Consider the following 20,810-nt stretch of genomic DNA (forward strand, 5'->3'; position numbering starts at 1 on the left):
CAAACCGGCCGTTTAGCTTTATTCGGCATTATTTGCGAATTTCGAAGGTTTAAGTTTCTGTGAAGCGCACATCTACATACCTGTTTTTTGGCCTCATGCTGGTCTCTGCTTTTGCCTTTGCCCAGGCAAGCAAAACCCCCGCGGTGGTATTGAATTTCCCCGATAGCATTGGGTTGGCATTGGAAAATACACGCAATACCGAAGCCATGGTTATTGGAGGTGCTTTACCAACGGCATGGAATAACCTGGGCTTGGATCAGCAACAGCGTATTCAACGTCAGTTTTATACCATGAAGAAGAAGGGGTATAAACTGCGTCCGCACTTTGTACAATATTTTGGGGCTTTGGTTAATGCCATCAGTGTTGAGGGAATTGACCCACAACAGCTAAACAATTATTTGAACGTAGTGGATAAGGTTGTAGAAAACTACAAATCTGATAAGACATCCATCTTTCTGGTAGCTGCTAATACATTCTTTAAGCATCATGCGCTGCATTTCGATAAGTCGAACCGGCTCTATGCCAGGGATGATGATTATACATTTGAGTTTCTGGAATATATTCCGCCTCCAATTGACACAACAGCAGTAGATGAGAATTACGATGACTGGAGTGACTGGCAAGAACCAGACAGTACCAACATGCCAGAAATCACCCCGTATTGGATGACTCAACCGCCACCGCCTTATGTGGAAGGTCCGGTTATCCGGTTCAACAGTGTGTCACTGAATTTTGTAACCCCTTACGACTCGGTGTTGCTGCGAAACACGAAAGGAATTTTCGCACTCACGCAAAATCTTTTTGTGGGTGAAGGTGGGCGGTTCGGCTGGTCGCCTGCCGGACTTAATGATGAGGAGGTGTACTGCAATTTTAAGGAGTACAATTTCAATACAAAGAAGACCGAGCTTACATCATCATTGGTAATGCTGAACTATACCGGCAAAACCCCCGGACTGATTGCTGGTACCTTTGAGTTTAAATCACAACAGCGAAAAGATTCTGTTGCTTCTTCCTATCCGAGGTTTACGTCCTATGAAGGTAACTTGAAAATAAATGGACTTGGTCCTGAGAATATCGTGTATCAGGGTGGCTTCTCGCTTCAAGGGGCTACAATAAAAAGTACCAACGTAGCTGGCGACCTGGGTTCTGTTACCATTCTCGATAGCCTGGATAGTAAAAAATTCAAAGCCCGTGCAAAGGAGTTTGTGTTCAAAGATTCCCTGATCAGTTCTGATCGGGCAACAATTACCATCTTTCAGGAAAACGATTCGATTCACCACCGCTCATTGCAAATGCGGTACGATTATGCCAAAGAGAGACTTGTACTATTGAGCGAAAAAGGTGCTATGCGTAACGCGCCATTCACGGCAACTTTTTTTGGAATGGATTTTTCCGCCAACATGATTCGATGGGACATGAAAGCCGATAGCCTGGATGTTTATGCACAACTGGGAAGCGGGCAGGCACCCATGATTATTGAATCGTATGATTACTACAGTCCGATAGATTTTCAACTGGCCAAAGGTGTTGGATTTAACTTTCATCCATTGGGTATTGTGGCTAAGTATTGTATTGAAAACAATACACGCGAAACGCATACAGGGGATATTGCACAAACCTATGGGCTGGATATTCTGGCCGTGCAAAAGGCCATTGAATTTCTTGCTTCAAAAGGATTGGTAGAATATTGGCCCAATGGTGATTTGGTGATCGTTAAAGAAAAGGCCATTACGCAATACCTGGCAGCAAAAGGTGAGGCCGATTACGATAACCTGAAAGTACAGTCTGTGGCAGGATCGTATGCTACACTGGACATTAAAAAGCCAGTTTATTCAAATGCCACTATCGACTTTGCCGATCGCAACATGGTAGTGCGTGGTGTGGAAGAATTCAGCGTGAGTGATTCACTGAACGTGGTGATTAAGCCTGATAGCAGTGTAATCACCATTCTTCAAAACCGCGACATTAAATTCAACGGAACCATCACTGCGGGTAACTTCGAAATTACCGGTCATGACTTTACGTTTAAATACGACAGCTTCTTCATTAACCTGACGCACATTGACTCCATTAATTTCTTTGCGATGGAGCGCAATGCCCAGGGTCAGATGATCCGCAAGAAGATTAACAATTCCATGGTGGGAGCCGACTCACTTGCTGCTGCAGAGGGTGGCTTGGGTGATTTATCAAAATCATCCGGAACATTATTCATCAACAGACCCGATAATAAATCAGGAAGAAAAAGAGTTCCGAATTACCCACGACTGGATGCAACAACCGGTGGCGTGATTTATTTCAACCGGCCGGAAGTATTGAATGGTGTTTACGATCAATCGATTTTTTTTGCGATACCCCCGTTTAAACTGGATAGTTTGAATGATGCTGACCCAACCTCGATCAACTTTGAGGGTACGTTTGTTTCGAGTGGTATGTTCCCAAGCTTCAAAGAAAAGCTGCACACCATGCCCGATAAATCGTTGGGTTTTGAGCACATTGTTCCACAAGGAGGCTATCAATTATACAAGGGCGATGGAAAACTAAATGGTGTCATTCGACTTGACAATCGTGGGATACGTTCAGTCGGCACGATAAATTTCTTTGCGGCTACGGTTCGCTCAAATGATTTCGTTTTTTATCCGGATTCGGTAGTTACACGAGGCGATCGCGCTTTCATTGAAGAGAAACAATTTGGAGCAGTTACCTTTCCGCAAGCCTCCATGCCCGATTACCAGATGTTATGGAAGCCCAAGCAAGATCAGATGCGCTTCCGGAACACACGCTCACCATTTAACCTTTATGATTCCACCGCGCAATTAACCGGTCAATTGATTGTTTCGAAAAATGGTGTAACCGGTGCCGGGCGGTTAGACACACGTGGTTCCGAGTTGCGTTCACGCGAAATGAGTTTTAATGGAAAAGATTTTGGAGCACGTCATGCGCGTTTCCGCGCAAAGTCGGCCGACCCGAACAAGCCACTTATTGATGGTACTGATGTGCGGGTGAAATTTAATCTCGCGCAGAATTACGCGGACATCAGCCCGGAAATTGCCGGTGAAGCTGCGATTGATTTTCCATACGCGCAATTCAAAACATCAATACCCAACGCGCGATGGGATCTCACAAATCAGAAAATCATTATGACCAAAGGGGAGAATGTTCCGCTGGAAGATTCTTATTTCTATACCACCCGAAAAGACCTGGATTCTCTGAACTTCAATGCTGAGAAAGCAGAGTATGATTTGAAAACCCAAGAGCTTAAGGTGAGTGGTATTCCATACATCATTGTGGCTGATGCCAAGATCACCCCAGAAAATGGTGAGGTGCTTATTTTGGAGAACGCAAAAATCGGCACACTTAAAAACACCACCATCGTCATTGATACGCTAAATGGCTATCACCGGCTAACGGAAGGCGTAGTGGATGTTATTTCCAGAAATGAATTTTCGGGTTATGCTACGTATCAGTATGTAAACTTTTTGAACGACACGTTTGCTATTAAAATGACTGACTTCCACTTGGAAGAAGTTGCGCCTGTGCAAACATCCAAACTTTTTGGGCGAAAGCAGTCTACAGCCTCACAACAAACCGTTGCTACGGGTTCGGTTTCAGAGCAAGATCACCTGGTATTGGGTGCAGGTATGTTTTACCGGGGCGACATGATTATGTATGCTACTAAACCCGCATTGACGCTTAGCGGAAGTATAAAACTGGACATTAAGAAAATCAAAGATTACAACACCTGGATACGCTACGAGCAAACCGGTGACGAAACAGAAGTATTCATTGATTTTGATAATGCACTGAACGAAGAAGGTCGAAAAGTGGATGCGGGCCTGCACTTCTCTGCACTTGATAATTCGCTTTACATTTCGTTTTTGAATGAAAAACTTGACGATGATGATGACTTCTTTGTGCCCAGCGGTACCTTGTACTACGATGTAGAAAGCAAAGAGTACCGGATTGAAGATCTTGAAAAGGCGGCTGGAAACAAACTCTCCGGAAAAGTTTTTGCGTACAACGATGAAACCGCAAGCGTTCGTTTTGAAGGCCCGATCAAATTCTTTAATGGGTATAAGGATTTTGACATCACCGCCAGCGCCATTGGCCAAGGCAACATGGAAACGAATGAGATTAAAATGAATTCATTGGTAGCGGTGAACACTACGGCCATTTCCACAGCATTTGACATTATGGCACGCGACATCCAGTTGGTTATTCAAAATGAAAGTGTGGATGAAGGCCTGGGTGATCCAACCGAGTTACTGTATAAAATCGCTGATCTCATTGGCGAACGTGCAGTAAAGGATTATGAAACACGAACGGCTCAGGGTCATGTTCCGCTGGCATCTTATCCGGCCTTGGCCAAGCCACTAACATTTTCAAATGTAAACCTCAAGTGGTCGGCTGAACACAAAGCTTTTTATAGCGAGGGTAACTTGGGTCTTTCGAATATTGGACGAAACGATATTAATGGTTCATTCGAAGGCTTTATGGAAATCCGGAAAGATGAAGATGGATTGCCCGTGTTTAATGTGTTCATTAAAGCCTCTCCTGATTCATGGTATTACTTTGGATTTGAAGACAACCGCCTGTTGATGTATTCGTCCAATGAAGAATTCAATACCACGGTGTATAAGCGCACCAATTCAGGTAAGGCAAAAATTGGCGAGATGGTATTTATTCCCGGTACGGAAGAAGAAGCACTTGCTTTTGTAAACGGGTTCCGCAAGCAATACTATGGCATTGAAGTGCCCTACAACCTGAACAGCGGATCTGTATTAAAGAGGAAGGAAGAGAAGAAAGATGATGATGACGGATTTTGATATCCGGTTTTCGTCATGCCCAAATAAAACTTAATTTCACGCCTCGCTTAAACGATATACTATTTTATGATCAAGCAATACATTGATACCCATCAACAGCGTTTTCTGGATGAACTTTTCGATTGGCTCCGCATTCCGTCAGTAAGTGCAGATAGCCGCCACAAAGGCGATGTGCGCAAAGCAGCAGAATACCTGGTGAATAAATTCAAGGAAGCCGGTGTGGATAAAGTTGAACTTTGTGAAACGCCCGGTCACCCGATTGTGTATGCTGAAAAGATTGTGAATCCTTCACTACCCACTGTATTGGTATATGGCCATTACGATGTGCAGCCTCCCGATCCGCTTGATCTGTGGACTTCCCCTCCGTTTGAGCCAGTGATTAAAGATGGAAAAATTTATGCACGCGGCTCTTGCGATGACAAAGGCCAGGTGTATATGCACGTAAAAGCATTTGAGGCGATGATGAAGCTGAACACACTCACGTGCAATGTGAAATTTATGGTGGAAGGTGAAGAAGAGGTGGGCTCTGAGCACCTGGATATTTTTGTAAAAGAGAATAAAGAGAAATTAAAGGCAGATATTATTCTGATTTCGGATACAGCCATTATTTCGCTGGATCATCCATCCATTACAACCGGCTTACGCGGATTAAGCTATGTGGAAGTTGAGGTAACGGGCCCAAACCGCGATTTGCACTCGGGAGTCTATGGAGGAGCCGTAGCGAATCCGGTAAATGTATTGAGCAAAATGATAGCCTCCTTGCATGACGCGAATGGCCACGTAACCATACCCGGCTTTTATGATCGGGTGGTGGAGTTGAGTGCAGCCGATCGTGAAGCCATTAACAAAGCGCCTTTTAATTTGGATCAGTATAAAAAGGAGTTAGGCATTGATGACATACAAGGAGAAAAAGGGTACACGACTTTAGAGCGCACAGGCATCCGACCCACGTTGGATGTGAATGGAATTTGGGGTGGCTATACCGGTGAGGGTGCAAAAACCGTATTGCCGTCAAAAGCGTACGCTAAAATTTCCATGCGGTTGGTGCCTGATCAAAACAATGCCGAAATCACAGAACTGTTCACCAAACATTTTACATCCATTGCGCCCAAATCAGTAAAAGTAAAAGTAACGCCTTTGCATGGCGGGCAGCCCGCGGTTACGCCAACTGACTCTATAGCGTTCAAAGCTGCGAGTGCGGCATTTGAAGAAGTGTGGAGTAAAAAGCCAATTCCAACCCGCGATGGCGGAAGTATTCCGATTGTGGCATTGTTCAAGAAGGAGCTTGGTTTGGATACCGTATTAATGGGCTTTGGTTTGGATTCAGATGCCATTCATTCACCAAATGAACATTATGGGGTGAAAAACTTTTTGCTGGGTATTGAAACCATCACGGCCTTTTATAAGCACTATGCCAAAACTTAATTGATGGTTTTCGTTGTGTCGAAAGTGTCAGGGGGTTGTCATAATTCTTTAATTTTAAACGATACACTACATTCCATCAACTATTTTGCTGGTGAATGCGTTATCGTACCGTTCCAATATTCAGGTTTATGAAAAGATTCTTCGGTGTACTTTTTCTGGGGCTCATTTTTAACGCGGCATACGCACAAATTTTAACCCCTGCAAAATGGACATGGGCACCCTCCAAAACATCGGTGAAAACCGGTGATCAGCTCGACCTGATTTTTACCGTAACCACCGACAAAACATGGTACGTCTATGCCAATGACTTTGATCCGGATTGCGGACCCATGTTGACCACCATCACACTTGAACCAAATGCCAGTTTTGAATTGGTAGGCGATCTCAGGGCAATCAATCCAACCGACAAGTACGATGAGATTTTTGGTTGCGATGTAAAGATATTCAAAGACAAAGGTGAATTCAGACAAACCATTCGTGTGCTGTCAACCGATCTGAAACTTGCAGGAACGTATGATGGACAAACCTGTACAGAAGTAGACGGAAAATGCATTCCGTTTGATGGCGAGTTTTCGTTTACCGGAATAACTGTTTCTGGAAAAACCATTGAAACTAAAACACCTGAAAAGCCAAAGCAAAACGATCAACCTGAAATAAAGGAGGAGCCTATTCCTGCAGATACTGCAAAAACAGAAGCATCGAAAACGCCTGTTCAATATGGCGCACTTACAGGCCCTGTGTTGGATAAAACCATTCTGGAAGGTGATGACAGTTTGGACGACAGTTCATTTTTCGGGTACCTGGTTTTTGCTTTTGTACTGGGTTTGATCTCGCTGATTACTCCATGCGTTTTTCCGATGGTACCCATGACGGTTACATTTTTCCTTCGCGATAACCAGTCGCGAAGAGAAGGTGTTCGCAATGCCATTATTTTCGGAATATCCATCATTACCATTTACACATTAGCCGGAACGTTGTTCGCAGTGTTGCTGGGCGCAGAAGGATTGAATGCACTGGCTACACACTGGGCACCTAACCTGTTTGTATTCATCATCTTTATTGTATTCGCGCTTTCCTTTTTAGGATTGTTTGAAATCAATGCACCACACCAATTGGTGAACAAAGCCGATCAGAAAGCCGAAAAGGGCGGACTGGCAGGTATCTTCTTCATGGCCGCAACCTTGGTGCTGGTTTCGTTTTCATGCACCATACCTATTGTGGGGAACGTGGTGGTGATGTCTGCCGGTGGGCAAATTTTAAAACCCATTCTGGCGATGTTTTCCTACTCGCTTGCATTCGCCATTCCGTTTACACTCTTCGCTATTTTTCCGGAGTGGATGAAGGGCATGCCGAAATCAGGTGGCTGGTTGAATGCCGTAAAAGTTACCTTAGGTTTTCTTGAGCTTGCACTCGCATTAAAGTTTTTCAGCATTGCCGATCAGGCTTATCATTGGGGCTTATTGGATCGCGATACCAACATTGCGCTCTGGATTGTAATTTTTGCGTTGCTTGGATTTTACCTGCTCGGAAAAATTCGCATGCCGCATGATAGTCCGGTGGAGAAAGTTACCGTGCCGCGATTGTTAATGGCCACCTTGGTATTCTCTTTCGTGATTTATCTCGTGCCTGGCTTGTGGGGCGCTCCGCTAAAAGCATTAGCCGGATACTTACCACCACAATACACGCACGACTTCGACTTGGTTTCGATGACACGCAGCACGCGTGCAAATGAAATTTGTGATTTACCGAAGTACACCGACTTCCTTCATTTGCCTCACGGCTTAAACGGATACTTTGATTATGAGCAAGCGTTGGCTTGTGCGCGTCAACAGAACAAACCGTTGTTTATTGATTTTACCGGTCATGGTTGTACCAACTGTCGTGAAATGGAAGCGGTGGTGTGGAGCGACCCTGCTGTACTCGAGCGATTGAAAAATGATTTCGTGATCGTGGCATTATACGTAGATGACAAAACTCCACTCCCGGAAAGTGAATGGATTACATCGCGCTACGATGGCAAAGTGAAAAAGACGATCGGCAAAAAGAATGCGGACCTTCAAATCGCAAACCTGGATAATAACGCGCAACCTTTTTATGTGCTGCTTGGGCCGGATGAACGTGTGTTGGCGTGGCCGTATGGCTACGACCGTAGCGTTGAGAAATTCGTAGAGTTTTTGGAAAGCGGAAAGAAGAAGTACGAAGAGCTGTATAAGTAAGCATCATCTCTTTCTCAGCGGTTCCAACAGATGCATCAGCCCATTAAGTTTTATTTCGTAGGCTGTAGCCATTAATTCACCCAGCTTTCCTTTAGGAAAACCCTTTCGTTGAAACCACGCCAGGTAAAACTCGGGTAAATCGCAAAGCAATGTACCCTTGTACTTGCCAAAGGGCATTTTCATGGTGGTGAGTTCTATCAGTGCATGCTTTTCCATATGGCCTTAAGGCCTCAAAATTGAACATTTTGTCAAAATCTGTTACATTTACCTGAGTATTACAGGTTCTGAACCTGAATTTTTTAAACTTTAGGCTGATTTTTTTAACGGATTAAATAGCAATCATGATAAAGCGGGTGCTTTTACGTGCATGTGTTTTTCTGTTTTTGAGCGTGCTCATCTATAGCGATTATGTATTTCGTCATGATGCAGGCATAGTTCAAAATCCTGTTGCGCTTGATTTTGATTGGACTCCCCCAACCATGCTGTATGGAATGGTGGTGGATAATCATGAAGTGATTGAAGATCGCGTTAAGCGAAATCAATTTCTTTCGGACATTATGCGCGAATATAATGTGCCGGTGAACCTGATCAACCAGGTGTCATCACTTCCGCGCCATGTTTTTGATGCCCGTAAAATCATTCCCGATAAGAAGTTTACGTTTATCCGCAGTGCCGATTCGCTGCGCGTGCCCAAGGCTTTTGTGTATGAACCCAATCCGATAGATTATGTGGTGTTTCGGTTTGGCGATTCGTTGTTTGTGGATGTTTGCCAACGCGAAGTAACGGTAGTTGAAAAATCCATTTCCGGGGTAATCATGTCCTCACTTTCACAAACGATTAATGAACTCGGCTTATCGCATGAGTTAACCAATAAGTTTGTAGATATTTTTGCCTGGCAGGTTGATTTTCAGCGCTTGCAACAAGGCGATCAGTTTAAACTGATTTATGAAGAACAACAGGTAGATGGAAGGCCGATTGGAATAAAACAGATTAACGGAATTTACTTCAACCACTTTGGCAGTGGTTACTATGCCATTGCTTTTGATCAGGGTAATGGCCTGGATTATTTTGATGAAGAAGGAAAGAGTTTACGGAAAGCATTGTTGAAATATCCGATTGAATTTACCCGAATCAGTTCGCGCTACAGCCGAAGCAGGTTACATCCGGTACAAAAAGTTTACAAAGCACATTTGGGTACCGACTTTGCCGCACCTACCGGAACGCCCATCCGATCGGTTGGTGATGGCATTGTACAGGAAGCACAATACAAGCGTAACAATGGCAACTACGTAAAGATACGTCATAACGGCACTTACACCACGCAGTACCTGCACATGTCGAAAATTGCACCGGGCATTAAGCCGGGTGTACGCGTCCGGCAAGGGCAATGGATTGGTAATGTGGGAAGCACAGGCTTAGCTACAGGACCACACGTTTGCTATCGATTCTGGAAAAATGGTGTTCAGGTTGATGCGTTGCGCGTAGAACTTCCACCATCTGAGCCGATAACGGAGGCTTACCTGGAAGCGTATAATGCAGCCCGCAATGCGATGATCGAGAAGCTTAATGCGATCCCTTCCGTATTTCCGAATACGTTTGCTTCGGCCTTGTAGGCGTATTGTTGTCGGAAGTAAAATTAAAATAACTTTCTTTCAACTTTATTCAACTATTTTCGTCTAACCTAACGTTATCGTTGGTATGCGAAAGTCCCTCTTCCTTCTTATTTTATTTTCATCGACAAGCTTGTATGCGCAAAAAGTAGCCCTTGTATTAAGTGGAGGGGGGGCAAAAGGTATTGCACACGTAGGCGTACTGAAGGCACTGGAAGAGCACAACATACCCATCGATTATATTGTAGGAACCTCTATGGGCGGCATTGTGGGCGGCTGTTATGCGGCAGGCATGAGTCCGCAGCAAATTGAAGAAATGATTTTATCCGATGACTTTCTTCGATGGATAACCGGCTCGCCCGAAAGAGGATACAACTTTCATTATTATAGCGATGAGATAAGCCCGGGGTTTATCCGGCTTGATCTCTCATTGGATTCGACACTCTCCGTTCAGTTTAATACCAGTATTGCCAGCGATGCCTCCTTGAATTTTGCGATTACTGAAAAAATGGCTGAGGCCTCTGCCATATCGCGAAACAATTTCGACAGTCTGTTTGTGCCCTTGCGGGTAATGGCTGCCGATGTATTCTCGCAATCACAGGTTATTTTAAAACGTGGATCGTTAAGTGATGCGTTGCGGGCCACACAAACGGTTCCCTTTTTCTACACACCCATACGCGTGGATGATAAATATCTGTTTGATGGAGGTGTGTACAATAACTTTCCGGTAGATGTTGCCCAACAGGAGTTTGAACCCGATGTACTGATTGGATCAAATGTATCGTCTAAGATTTTTAAAGAGTATCCCTATAAGGACGATGATAAGTTGATTAACCGTTCGTTGTTGTATATGCTCTTGGATAAATCCGATCCGGCTGCTATTCCGGAAAACGGAGTTTATATCCAACCAAACCTAGACGGATATACGTCATTTGATTTTGTGCGCGCAAAAGCATTGATTGATAGCGGTTACGTTCAAACGTTGAGGCAACTGGATGAATTGAAAATGAAAATGCCTGCCCGATCCGGTGAGCCTACTGTTCAGTCGAGGCGAGAAGCTTTTTTGAAAAAGAAACAGCCGTTAGCGATCAACGACCTTACGTTTAGAAATCTGAATTCGCGGCAACGCAAATACATCCGAAGAATTTTTAATGTAAAAGCTGACGGTTTGGAAAAACCATTGACTATTCAGGAAGCGAAGAAGGGATATTTTAAATTGATTACGGAACCGTATTTCAGTAATATGTATCCGAGTATTCGTTATGACACAACTCAATCTAATTTTCAACTTCAACTGACACAACGGCCACAGAAAAACTTTCAGGTAGATTTTGGTGGAGCAATGGCTTCCCGAAACATTAGTAATCTTTACCTCGGCCTTGATTACTATTATTTCAACAATGCGTTAACGCATTTTTTTATAGGCGCACAAACAGGTAGCTTCTACAAATCATTCATGGCTAATACCCGTATTGATCTTCCTTACCTCGGGCGGTTTTATGTTCAACCCGAGGTAGTGTTGAGCGATTATGATTATGTTGAAGGTACCGATCTTCTACAAAAAACAACGCCAACGGTGTTGAGGCGTTTCGACAGGAAGGCTGGCGTACGCCTGGGCTGGCCGTTAGGCAATACAATTAAATCTACAGTTGTGTTTAATGGGTTTACCAATAAGGATCGGTACTCAAACACTAAAGCATTTAATAGTTTGGATACATTGGATGAGCTTAGTCTACGTGGTTTTAAAACAGGATTCATCTTTACCACCAGTAACCTGGACAGGAAGCAATATGCATCGGCAGGTAAAAGCATTTCGTTAAGTGCTTTTTATTTTGATGTGCACGAAGATTATGTTCCCGGAACCACATCCCTTAACGACCTTCCGTTTGAGCGGAATCATCAATGGTTTCGGGTGCGTGCAACGGTTGAGCAGTATTTTAATCGGGGCACCTTTCGCCCGGGTTATTATGCCGAAGCCGTGTTTTCAAATCAACCCTTCTTTCAAAACTATTTCGGAACAATCGTGAACACTCCGGGGTTTTTTCCCATTCAGGATAGCCGCACGCTGATTCTTGAAAACTTTCGTTCGCCCAATTACCTCGCACTGGGCGCCAAAAATGTGATCGTTGTTCGTCCCCGAAAACTGGATTTACGGCTGGAGGGCTACATCTTTAAGCCCCTTGACTATGTTCAACAAGGCATTAATCAGGAAGCTATTAAGAATGGCGATTTAACTACCGTATTCTTTGCAGGAACGGCCGGGCTGGTATATCATTCGTTGGTAGGCCCCATAAGTCTCAGCGCCAACTATTATGACGATGAGGAGAACAAATTCGGGGTATTATTTCATGTAGGATTTTTGATGTTTAACAAGCACACCTTGGAGGACTGATCGCTTGTTTTTATAGAATTTTCCCGACCTTGCGGCAGATTGCTAGAAAATGCATCCGGTTAAGGCATGTATTGTTTTCAATCAATTTTGAAATTTTTAGGTAAGTTTATCCCTTCATTCTAACCAATATTGGCTTCATGAGAAGATGTTTAGCAATCCTGTTCCTGCTTAGCGCGCCCCTCTTTTATACCCAGGCTCAGGTTGTTCAGTGGGCTTCAAAAGTTATCGAGTTTTCTTCGGAATTAACCCCCATTCAATACTCAGCACAGCAGGTGTTGGGCAAACCCAATGTATTGCCTGCTGGCGGTCAGAACCCCAATGCCTGGGCGCCCGACAGACCTAACCGAAAAGAGTTTTTGAAATTGGGATTCGACAATCCGATTCAAATTCAGCAGGTTGCTATTGCCGAATCGCATAGCCCCAGTGCTTTGAGTCGAATACTCTTGTATGACGAAGCAGGGCGAGAGTATGAAGCAATGACCCTGAACCCGGGAGCTGTGCCGCTCAAAGCCATGATGCGGAATATCTTCATTGAAAAAACCACATACAAAGTTGTGGCTGTAAAACTTGAATTTGATGGGGCTGCCATTCCGGATTATTTTGGTATTGATGCTGTGGCAATTTCAGATTCGAATTATCCCATCGTAGCCTTTATTCCTAAACCAGCTTTGCTCGCATCAGGTATTGTGATTGAACAGCTTGATGAAAATGTAAACAGCGAGTACGCTGAACTGAATCCAATTCTTTCACCCGATGGAAAGACGTTATACTTCAGTAGAAGAAATCACCCTGAAAATGCTGGAGGTGTTAATGACAAAGAAGACATCTGGTATTCGGAATTAGGGGAAGACGGAAAGTGGACTTTGGCCAGGAATATGGGGCCGCAGTTCAATAACGCATATCCTAACTTCGTTAACTCCATAAGCTCCATGACACCTGATGGCCGCACCGCCATTATGTTGTTGGGAAACAAGTACCTTGATAATGATAAGATGCAGGCGGGTGTTTCTGTGAGTACAAATGTGGGCGGAACGTGGACAAAACCGGTTGCACTGAATATTACCAACGACTATAACTTTAACGAAAAGGCCAATTACTTTCTGGCCAATAATCGGAAAACCATGATTCTTTCTGTTGAACGGGAAGATTCCAATGGTGATCGCGATTTATATGTTTCATTTATGAAAGATGACAGCGTGTGGACCGAACCGCTGAATCTTGGAAACATTGTGAATACAGCAGGTGAAGAGTCGGCACCTTTTCTGTCACCCGATGATGTAACCCTTTATTTTTCATCAAACGGTTTCAGCGGTTATGGCGGAACCGATGTGTACGTAACAAAAAGACTGGATGATACCTGGACGAACTGGTCTGAACCGGAGAACCTTGGGCCAGAGATCAACTCGCCATTGGAGGACCTTTTCTTTAACATTCCGAACAATAGTGACTTCGCCTATTACTCACGTGGCGTAACCGAAACCAACCTGGATATCTTTCGAGTAAAGCTGCCGATTTTGCGTAGCCCTGAAATCTGGGTTACGGTTAAAGGAAAGCTTATTGATGCTGAAACGGGTAAGCCCATTGGTGCAAAAATTATTTATGAACGTTTGCCCGATGGCACGGATGTGGGGATAGCGCAGTCAAACCCGGAAACTGGTGAGTATGAAGTAAAACTTCCAGCTGGTCATTTGTATGGCGTACGGGCCGAAGCAAAAGATCACATCAGCGAAAGCCAAAACCTGGATTTGCGCAACATCACTTCCGACATGGTGATTGAGAATAAGAACTTTACGCTGCAACCTATACAGGTTGCACGTATTGATGAAAACGTAACCATTACCTTGAACAATATCTTCTTTGATTTTGATAAAGCTGTTCTGAAGCCAGAATCGTTTTCGGAATTAAACCGAATTGTAACCCTGATGAATGAACGCCAAGGCATGCAGGTAGAGATTACCGGCCACACCTGCGATATTGGAGAAGACAATTACAACATGGGTCTTTCTGAGCGGAGGGCAAAAGCCGTTAGCAAGTATTTATTGGATAAAGGTATTTCTGCGGAACGCATTGCCGTGAAATTCTTTGGTGAAACCCAGCCTACTGTTCCGAATACGAGCCTGGAAAACAGACGGAAAAACAGACGCGTTGAATTTAAAATTGTGAAAATATAAACTGACATGAACATGAGAGTTTTAATTCTTGGTGTGCTCTGCTTCATGACGTTCACATTGTGGTCGCAAACCGATAGCCTGGTTGTTGCAGAAGGAAAAATCATCAATGCCGAAACCAAAGAGCCTGTTGTGGCACGCATCACCTATCAAAATCTTCCGTATGGTAACCGAATGGGCGTTATTAATAACAGCAGCTTTTCATTTCCCTTGTTTGATGGTGAGCGCTATTCCATAACGGTAGAAGCTTCCGGGTTTGCGTCTGCCAAATATATGCTTGACCCAACCGAAGCGAATGGCGACAATCGAATTGTAAAGGACATTGAATTACATCATACGACAGGTGCGTCCAAGAAGCATACGGTTGGACATGTAATGCGGTTGGATAACCTGATTTTTGAAGTAGCCAAATCGAAAATTGATCCGGATTCGTATGCTGAACTTGATCTGTTGGTGAAGATGATGAATGAGCATAAGAGTATGGTTATTCAATTGGAAGGACACACGGACTACCTGGGCGATCCGGGGAAGAACATGAAATTATCGGAGCAGCGAGTGGATGCTGTGCGCGATTATCTTGTGGGCAAAGGAATCCACAAGAATAGAATTAAACTAAAAGCCTTTGGTGGAACGCAGCCGCTGTCGCGGGATAATACTCCGGAAGGTCACCGGCTGAACCGCAGGGTAGAGGTTCGGATTTTGCAGGATTAGTTTTTAGCGCTAACCATCGTGGGCATGGCTTTATAACGAATCTTCTGCAACCGGTTTGTAAGGTTAACCTTTTCTTCTTCCTTAATCGAAATTGTACCAAGTGCTGTCAGCATTACTGACGCGAATTCTTCAATTCGTGCTGACGTGTAGTACCCGGTAGCCTTTTCCAATTGAAGGGCCGCACGTTGTAAATCTTTTTTGTTGTAAGCCTCTATCGCGTAGTTGAAATACAACAAACCAATCAGCTCTTCTTCGGTTACGGTATTGTAGGTTGAGAATGAAAAATCGTAATAGGATTCAATCCGACTCGAATTGTCCGGTGTATCATTTTGATAGCGGGCAATATGGGCATCGATATTTTCTTTCTCATGAATAAATCCATTCATGCCATTGGTTGCTTCCAGCAACACATCGCCTTTGGAGGTATGGGCAATAATGAATATGTGGTAATTTGTTTCGATAACATCGTGCGGAATGTCGAAGTGATTCAGAATAGTGGAGTAGAGAATGGTGCCCGACAAACAATTGTAGGTTCCACGTGCAAAAACATCTGCAAAAGATCCAGTTTCCGAATATCGTTTCAAAAACAATTGATGTGTACGATAGAAAACAAACTCCAGAAACTGACGGTCATCTTTAAATTGTTCGCGCTTGGACGAAAGCCTGTTCAAAAAGTTTTCCCAGCGGGTTAGGTCAACTTCAGCATAATCGGCTGTGGCCAGGTAGGGTTCCAATAGTGCCCGTTCTCGCGGAATTTCATTTGAAGCATAGCACCACTTCATCCCCACGGCAAAGAGGATCAGTAAAAAGGTTCGATATGTTGTGATTCGCTTTGACAACATTACCTGAATGTTAAGCCATTGTTAACAAAATTAACATGGCAGTAATAATGCGCAAGGGACTTAACATTAACTTAACATGAGCATGGATTCAGGATTTTATATACCTTGGTGAAATGATGCCCAACCTCGAAGAAAAGCTGGTTTCTGACTGGATTAACGACCTTTTTAAACGTCAGCAGGAGTATTTGCCTACCCTTCGAAAGGAGCCTGTTTCAACACGGAAGGCTCATCTGAAAAAACTGAAGCAGTGGGTCTTGTCGCATCGGCCCATGATTCAGCGGGCCGTTTATGCCGATTTTAAAAAGCCTGCGGCTGAGGTTGATGGCACCGAAATATTTCCGGTGGTGGATGAAATCGCGCATGCATTGGCTAACCTTGATCGGTGGACCAAGCCCAAAAAAGTTGATGCGCCCATAACCATGCTGGGCACACGCAGCGTAATTGTTGCCGAGCCGAAAGGAGTTTGCCTGATTATTGCCCCATGGAATTATCCGTTCAACCTATGCGTGGGCCCATTGGTTTCTGCATTGGCTGCCGGTAACAGTGTTATTATTAAGCCATCTGAAGCAACAGCAAACACATCTGCCTTGATAAAGAAAATGTGCGATGATCTGTTTGAAGATCGTGTGGTTGCTGTGTGCGAAGGAGGCCTTGAGGTTTCGCAACATTTATTAAAACTTCCGTTCGATCATATTTTTTTCACCGGTAGTCCGGCCATCGGTAAGGTGGTGATGAAAGCCGCAGCCGAAAACCTTACTTCAGTTACACTTGAGTTAGGCGGAAAGTCACCCACATTAGTAACGCCATCAGCCAACCTGAAAGATGCAGCCAGGCGTATAGCGGTAACCAAGTTTATCAACAACGGACAAACCTGCATTGCGCCCGACTATGTGCTGGTTCATGAATCCATTAAAGATAAATTAATCGATCGCCTGAAGGAAGAAGTGAAGACGTTATTTCAAGAAGGGGATAAGCCGCTTGAGCAATCGCCACACTACGCCCGAATCGTTAACGAAAAACATTTTGCCAGGCTAAGCAACATGCTGCGAGAATTGGTGGAGAAAGGCGCACAACTTCATCTCGGTGGACGAGTGGATGCAGCCGATCAGTTCATTCACCCGGTTATTGTTTCGGATATACCGGCCGGAGCACAGATTATGGAGGAGGAAATATTTGGCCCGTTATTGCCGATCCTTACCTACAAAAATCTGAATGACGCCATTCGGCTGATTAACAGCAAACCAAAACCACTCGCACTTTATATTTTCGGATCGGATACCCGTGAAAGAAAACAGGTGTTACGGGAAACATCAGCCGGAACAGTTTGTATTAACGATTGTGCCATTCAGTTTTTACATCACAACATACCTTTTGGGGGTGTAAACAACAGCGGTATTGGCAAATCGCATGGGTATTTTGGTTTTCTGGCGTTTTCCAACGAAAAGCCCGTTTTACGTCAGCGAAGCGGCCTTACTTCCATCAGCCCGTTGTATCCACCTTATACCCCGGGCGTTAAAAGAATCATGGACTGGCTGCTAAAATTAATTTAACGACAGGACGTTTTTCATCCGGTTAAACGAACGTTTTTACATCAATCCGTTTTGTAATTTTGTAATCTCTTACGTTTTCACGTTATAAATGACCCGTTTATGTTGAAGAAAATCCTGATTGTTATTGGAATTGTTTTCGTAGTGCTGTTAGCCGCTGCGCTTATTCTTCCGGTTGTTTTTAAAGATGATATTAAGGCTGCCATTGATAAGGAGCTGGCAAAATCCATCAATGCCGATGTGGTATTTGATGCAGATAATTTCAGCCTGACGCTTTTCCGGAATTTCCCCAACATTACCGTTGAGATGCGCGACTTTGGCGTAATCAACCGCGAACCATTTGCCGGTGAAGTGTTATTCGCAACCGAACGCCTGGAAGTTGAAGTAAACCTAAAGGATGTATTGTTTGGCGATCAACTTCGGTTAAAGGGCATCACGTTGGTCAGCCCGCTGATCAATGTTAAGGTATTGGAAGATGGCCGAGCAAACTATGACATTGCCATTGCTTCGGAGGAGCAGGAAGTAACTACGGAAGAATCGGGTGATTTTTCATTTGGCATCGATCACTGGGAAGTGATCGATGGTGACATTACTTACGATGACCTTTCCTTGCCGTTTTTGTTAACATTGAAAAACGTAAATCATTCAGGTAGTGGTGATTTTACCCAGGATGTCTTCGATCTGAAAACATCCACTACAGCGGATACGGTAACAGTAAAATATGATGGCATGGAATACCTGACTAATAAACGTGCTGCTATTGATGCCATAATTTCTATCAGCGAAGAATACACAAAATATACCTTCAAGGAAAACAGCGCAAAGATCAACGACTTTGCCATGAGCTTTGATGGCTGGTTTAAAATGAATGAGAATGATTATGGCATGGACATCTCATTTAACAGTCCGAAGAATACATTCAAAAGTCTATTGTCGTTGGTGCCGGGTATGTATTCTGAAAGTTTCACTGACATAAAAACAGATGGCGAGTTGCAGTTTGCTGGTTTTGTAAAAGGCACGTACAGTGAAACTCAAATGCCGGCCTTCCAGGTAAACCTGAATGTGATGGAAGCCATGTTTCAATATCCTGATCTGCCAACGGCTGTAAATAACATTAACCTGAACATGTTGGTGGATAACAGAGACGGCAACATCGACAACACCGTAATTGATGTGAAGAAATTCCATATGGATTTTGGTTCCAATCCGTTCGATGCGCGTGCCCTCATCAGCAAACTCTATCCCACGGAAGTGGATGCGAACATCAATGCAAAACTTAACCTGGCCGAACTCTCAAAAATGTTTCCGGTTGAAGGAATGGAAATGCGCGGCAATTACGCCATCGACTTAACAGCAAAAGGTGTGTATGACAGTTTGAAGAAAACCATTCCTTCCATCAACGCCATCATGTCGCTGGCGAATGGGTATGTAAAAACATCGGAGTTCCCATTACCGCTACAAGATTTAAAGTTCAATTCGAGCGTAAAGAATACCTCAGGCCGCATGGCTGAAACGTTCATTGCGGTAAATGATTTTTCGATGGTGATGGATGGTGAAAAATTTTCTGCTGATATGCTCATTCAAAACCTGGAAGACATCACCTGGGATGTGAAAGCAAACGGAGGCATTGATCTTGAAAAAATCACAAAGATATTTCCTGTAGAGGGCATGACATTAGCTGGAAAAGTTAAGGCCGATCTGCAAACCAAAGGAAGGATGTCGGACCTGGAAGCGGAGCGTTACGACAAACTTCCTACAAGCGGCAATGCTTCACTGCGTGAATTCAAATACGAATCCACTGATTTACCCTATGCCGTTACACTGGCTCAGGCGGATATGAGTTTTGATCCACGAAAAATTGATTTGAAACAAGTAACCGGAACAATTGGCAAAAGCGATTTCAATGTAAACGGTTCGGTGTCCAACTACATGGGCTATCTGTTTAGCCCCAATCAGTTGCTGAAGGGTTCCATGAATTTTTCATCAACCCTGCTTGATTTGAATGAGTTCATGACCGAAACAGAAGAAACAACAGAAGAAACAGAACCTTATGGTGTTATACCAGTACCTGAAAACATCGACTTCCTGTTGAAGTCGAGCATTGCTACGGTTAAAATGATGGACTTCAATATTTCGAATGCCAAAGGTGATATCGTGGTGAAAGATGGTGTAGCTAACCTGAGTGGGTTGTCCTTTAATTTATTGGGGGGAGCGTTCACGGTAAACGGAGCGTATAATACAAAGGATATGGAGCATCCGAAGTATGACTTTGCATTAAAGATTGAAAACATGGCGCTGGCACAGGCCGCTTCTTCATTTTCAATTGTTCAGAACTATGCACCGGTAGCCGGTTTAATGAGTGGCAATTTTTCAACCGACTTTAAGCTCTCAGGCGAGTTGTTGCAAGACATGATGCCGAATTTGAAAACCGTGAATGGTGAAGGCTTGGTGAAAGTGGCACAGGCGGCCCTGAAAGAATCCAAACTTATTTCAGGGATCACCTCTCTTACCAAATTGGATGACACCAAAGAGGTGACCATGAAAGATGTGTTGATGTCGGCATCGATAAAGGATGGTAAACTGAGTGTTAAACCATTCAATGTAAAGTTTGGTGAGTATACCACTTCAGTTACAGGCAGCACCGGTATTGATGGGTCGATCGATTATGCCTTGAAAATGGATGTGCCGGCCGGGAAGATGGGTGCACAATTGAACAGTTTTGTAAGCCAATACACCGGGGGCACATCTGATCCGAATGCGATGATTCCGGTGAACATTGGGTTGGATGGAACATTTCTTGATCCGAAGCCACAGTTGTTGATGAGTGAGCAAAAGCAACAAGTACAGCAAGCTGTTACTTCGGCAGTGAAGCAAGAAGCAGAGAAAAAAGCAACCGAGTTGGTTTCAGGATTGTTGGGTACAAAATCAGATACCACCAAAACCGATAGCACGAAAACCACTGATCCAAAGCAGAAGGTGGTTGATGAAGGTGTGAAAACAATCCAGAACTTACTGAAGAAAAAGAAGAAAAATTAATTTCAATTCAAGGGGCTACTAGATGCCCCTTTTTTTTACA

General features: G+C 43.9%; 11 protein-coding genes. 9 read left to right on the forward strand and 2 right to left on the reverse strand.

The window, feature by feature from the left end; all coding sequences use genetic code 11:
• Positions 1 to 59 precede the first annotated feature (59 nt).
• The 3 genes from QY309_17775 (at position 60) to QY309_17785 (ending at position 8,464) form a co-directional block, all read left to right on the forward strand.
• Entirely contained in the window at positions 60 to 4,823 is a 4,764-nt protein-coding gene (locus tag QY309_17775; protein WKZ59696.1) for a hypothetical protein, read from the forward strand.
• 66 nt (positions 4,824 to 4,889) lie between these two features.
• Entirely contained in the window at positions 4,890 to 6,248 is a 1,359-nt protein-coding gene (locus QY309_17780) for a dipeptidase (GenBank protein WKZ59697.1), read from the forward strand.
• Positions 6,249 to 6,376: 128 nt separating this feature from the next.
• A complete protein-coding gene (locus QY309_17785; protein ID WKZ59698.1) occupies positions 6,377 to 8,464 on the forward strand; it encodes a cytochrome c biogenesis protein CcdA in 2,088 nt (695 codons plus the stop codon).
• Between the two features lie 3 nt (positions 8,465 to 8,467).
• Here QY309_17785 and QY309_17790 read toward each other — a convergent pair whose 3' ends face one another.
• On the reverse strand, positions 8,468 to 8,680 hold the full coding sequence (locus tag QY309_17790) for a DUF3820 family protein (GenBank protein WKZ59699.1): 213 nt from the start codon (positions 8,678 to 8,680) through the stop codon (positions 8,468 to 8,470).
• 125 nt (positions 8,681 to 8,805) lie between these two features.
• On the opposite strand from QY309_17790, the gene QY309_17795 reads away from it, so the two are divergent.
• The 4 genes from QY309_17795 to QY309_17810 all read left to right on the forward strand — a co-directional run bounded on the left by QY309_17795 (position 8,806) and on the right by QY309_17810 (position 15,345).
• Positions 8,806 to 10,077, forward strand: a complete 1,272-nt coding sequence (locus QY309_17795; GenBank protein ID WKZ59700.1) for a peptidoglycan DD-metalloendopeptidase family protein — start codon at positions 8,806 to 8,808, stop codon at positions 10,075 to 10,077.
• Positions 10,078 to 10,162: 85 nt separating this feature from the next.
• The gene (locus tag QY309_17800; GenBank protein WKZ59701.1) at positions 10,163 to 12,466 is read left to right on the forward strand and encodes a patatin-like phospholipase family protein; all 2,304 of its coding nucleotides are present in this window, start codon (positions 10,163 to 10,165) and stop codon (positions 12,464 to 12,466) included.
• Between the two features lie 137 nt (positions 12,467 to 12,603).
• On the forward strand, positions 12,604 to 14,637 hold the full coding sequence (locus tag QY309_17805) for an OmpA family protein (GenBank protein ID WKZ59702.1): 2,034 nt from the start codon (positions 12,604 to 12,606) through the stop codon (positions 14,635 to 14,637).
• Positions 14,638 to 14,649: 12 nt separating this feature from the next.
• The gene (locus QY309_17810; protein WKZ59703.1) at positions 14,650 to 15,345 is read left to right on the forward strand and encodes an OmpA family protein; all 696 of its coding nucleotides are present in this window, start codon (positions 14,650 to 14,652) and stop codon (positions 15,343 to 15,345) included.
• Here QY309_17810 and QY309_17815 read toward each other — a convergent pair.
• Positions 15,342 to 16,187 (reverse strand): hypothetical protein, encoded by an 846-nt coding sequence (locus tag QY309_17815; protein ID WKZ59704.1) that lies wholly within the window; start codon positions 16,185 to 16,187, stop codon positions 15,342 to 15,344. The two genes, QY309_17810 and QY309_17815, sit on opposite strands and share 4 nt — an antisense overlap.
• Positions 16,188 to 16,303: 116 nt before the next feature.
• Between QY309_17815 and QY309_17820 the strand changes: the two genes are divergently transcribed.
• Positions 16,304 to 17,737 carry an aldehyde dehydrogenase family protein gene (locus tag QY309_17820; protein ID WKZ61722.1) on the forward strand — a complete coding sequence of 478 codons (1,434 nt, stop codon included), beginning with the start codon at positions 16,304 to 16,306 and terminating at the stop codon, positions 17,735 to 17,737.
• 99 nt (positions 17,738 to 17,836) lie between these two features.
• A complete protein-coding gene (locus QY309_17825; protein ID WKZ59705.1) occupies positions 17,837 to 20,770 on the forward strand; it encodes an AsmA-like C-terminal region-containing protein in 2,934 nt (977 codons plus the stop codon).
• Positions 20,771 to 20,810 lie beyond the last annotated feature (40 nt).

This window comes from Cyclobacteriaceae bacterium (assembly GCA_030584025.1).
Classification (GTDB): domain Bacteria; phylum Bacteroidota; class Bacteroidia; order Cytophagales; family Cyclobacteriaceae; genus UBA2336.

Bases quoted from the DNA above. Each gene is read 5' to 3' on its own strand.
- QY309_17780 (WKZ59697.1), top strand. From the start codon at position 4,890: ATGATCAAGCAATACATTGATACCCATCAACAGCGTTTTCTGGATGAA.
- QY309_17785 (WKZ59698.1), top strand. From the start codon at position 6,377: ATGAAAAGATTCTTCGGTGTACTTTTTCTGGGGCTCATTTTTAACGCG.
- QY309_17790 (WKZ59699.1), bottom strand. From the start codon at position 8,680: ATGGAAAAGCATGCACTGATAGAACTCACCACCATGAAAATGCCCTTT.
- QY309_17795 (WKZ59700.1), top strand. From the start codon at position 8,806: ATGATAAAGCGGGTGCTTTTACGTGCATGTGTTTTTCTGTTTTTGAGC.
- QY309_17800 (WKZ59701.1), top strand. From the start codon at position 10,163: ATGCGAAAGTCCCTCTTCCTTCTTATTTTATTTTCATCGACAAGCTTG.
- QY309_17805 (WKZ59702.1), top strand. From the start codon at position 12,604: ATGAGAAGATGTTTAGCAATCCTGTTCCTGCTTAGCGCGCCCCTCTTT.
- QY309_17810 (WKZ59703.1), top strand. From the start codon at position 14,650: ATGAGAGTTTTAATTCTTGGTGTGCTCTGCTTCATGACGTTCACATTG.
- QY309_17815 (WKZ59704.1), bottom strand. From the start codon at position 16,187: ATGTTGTCAAAGCGAATCACAACATATCGAACCTTTTTACTGATCCTC.
- QY309_17820 (WKZ61722.1), top strand. From the start codon at position 16,304: ATGCCCAACCTCGAAGAAAAGCTGGTTTCTGACTGGATTAACGACCTT.
- QY309_17825 (WKZ59705.1), top strand. From the start codon at position 17,837: ATGTTGAAGAAAATCCTGATTGTTATTGGAATTGTTTTCGTAGTGCTG.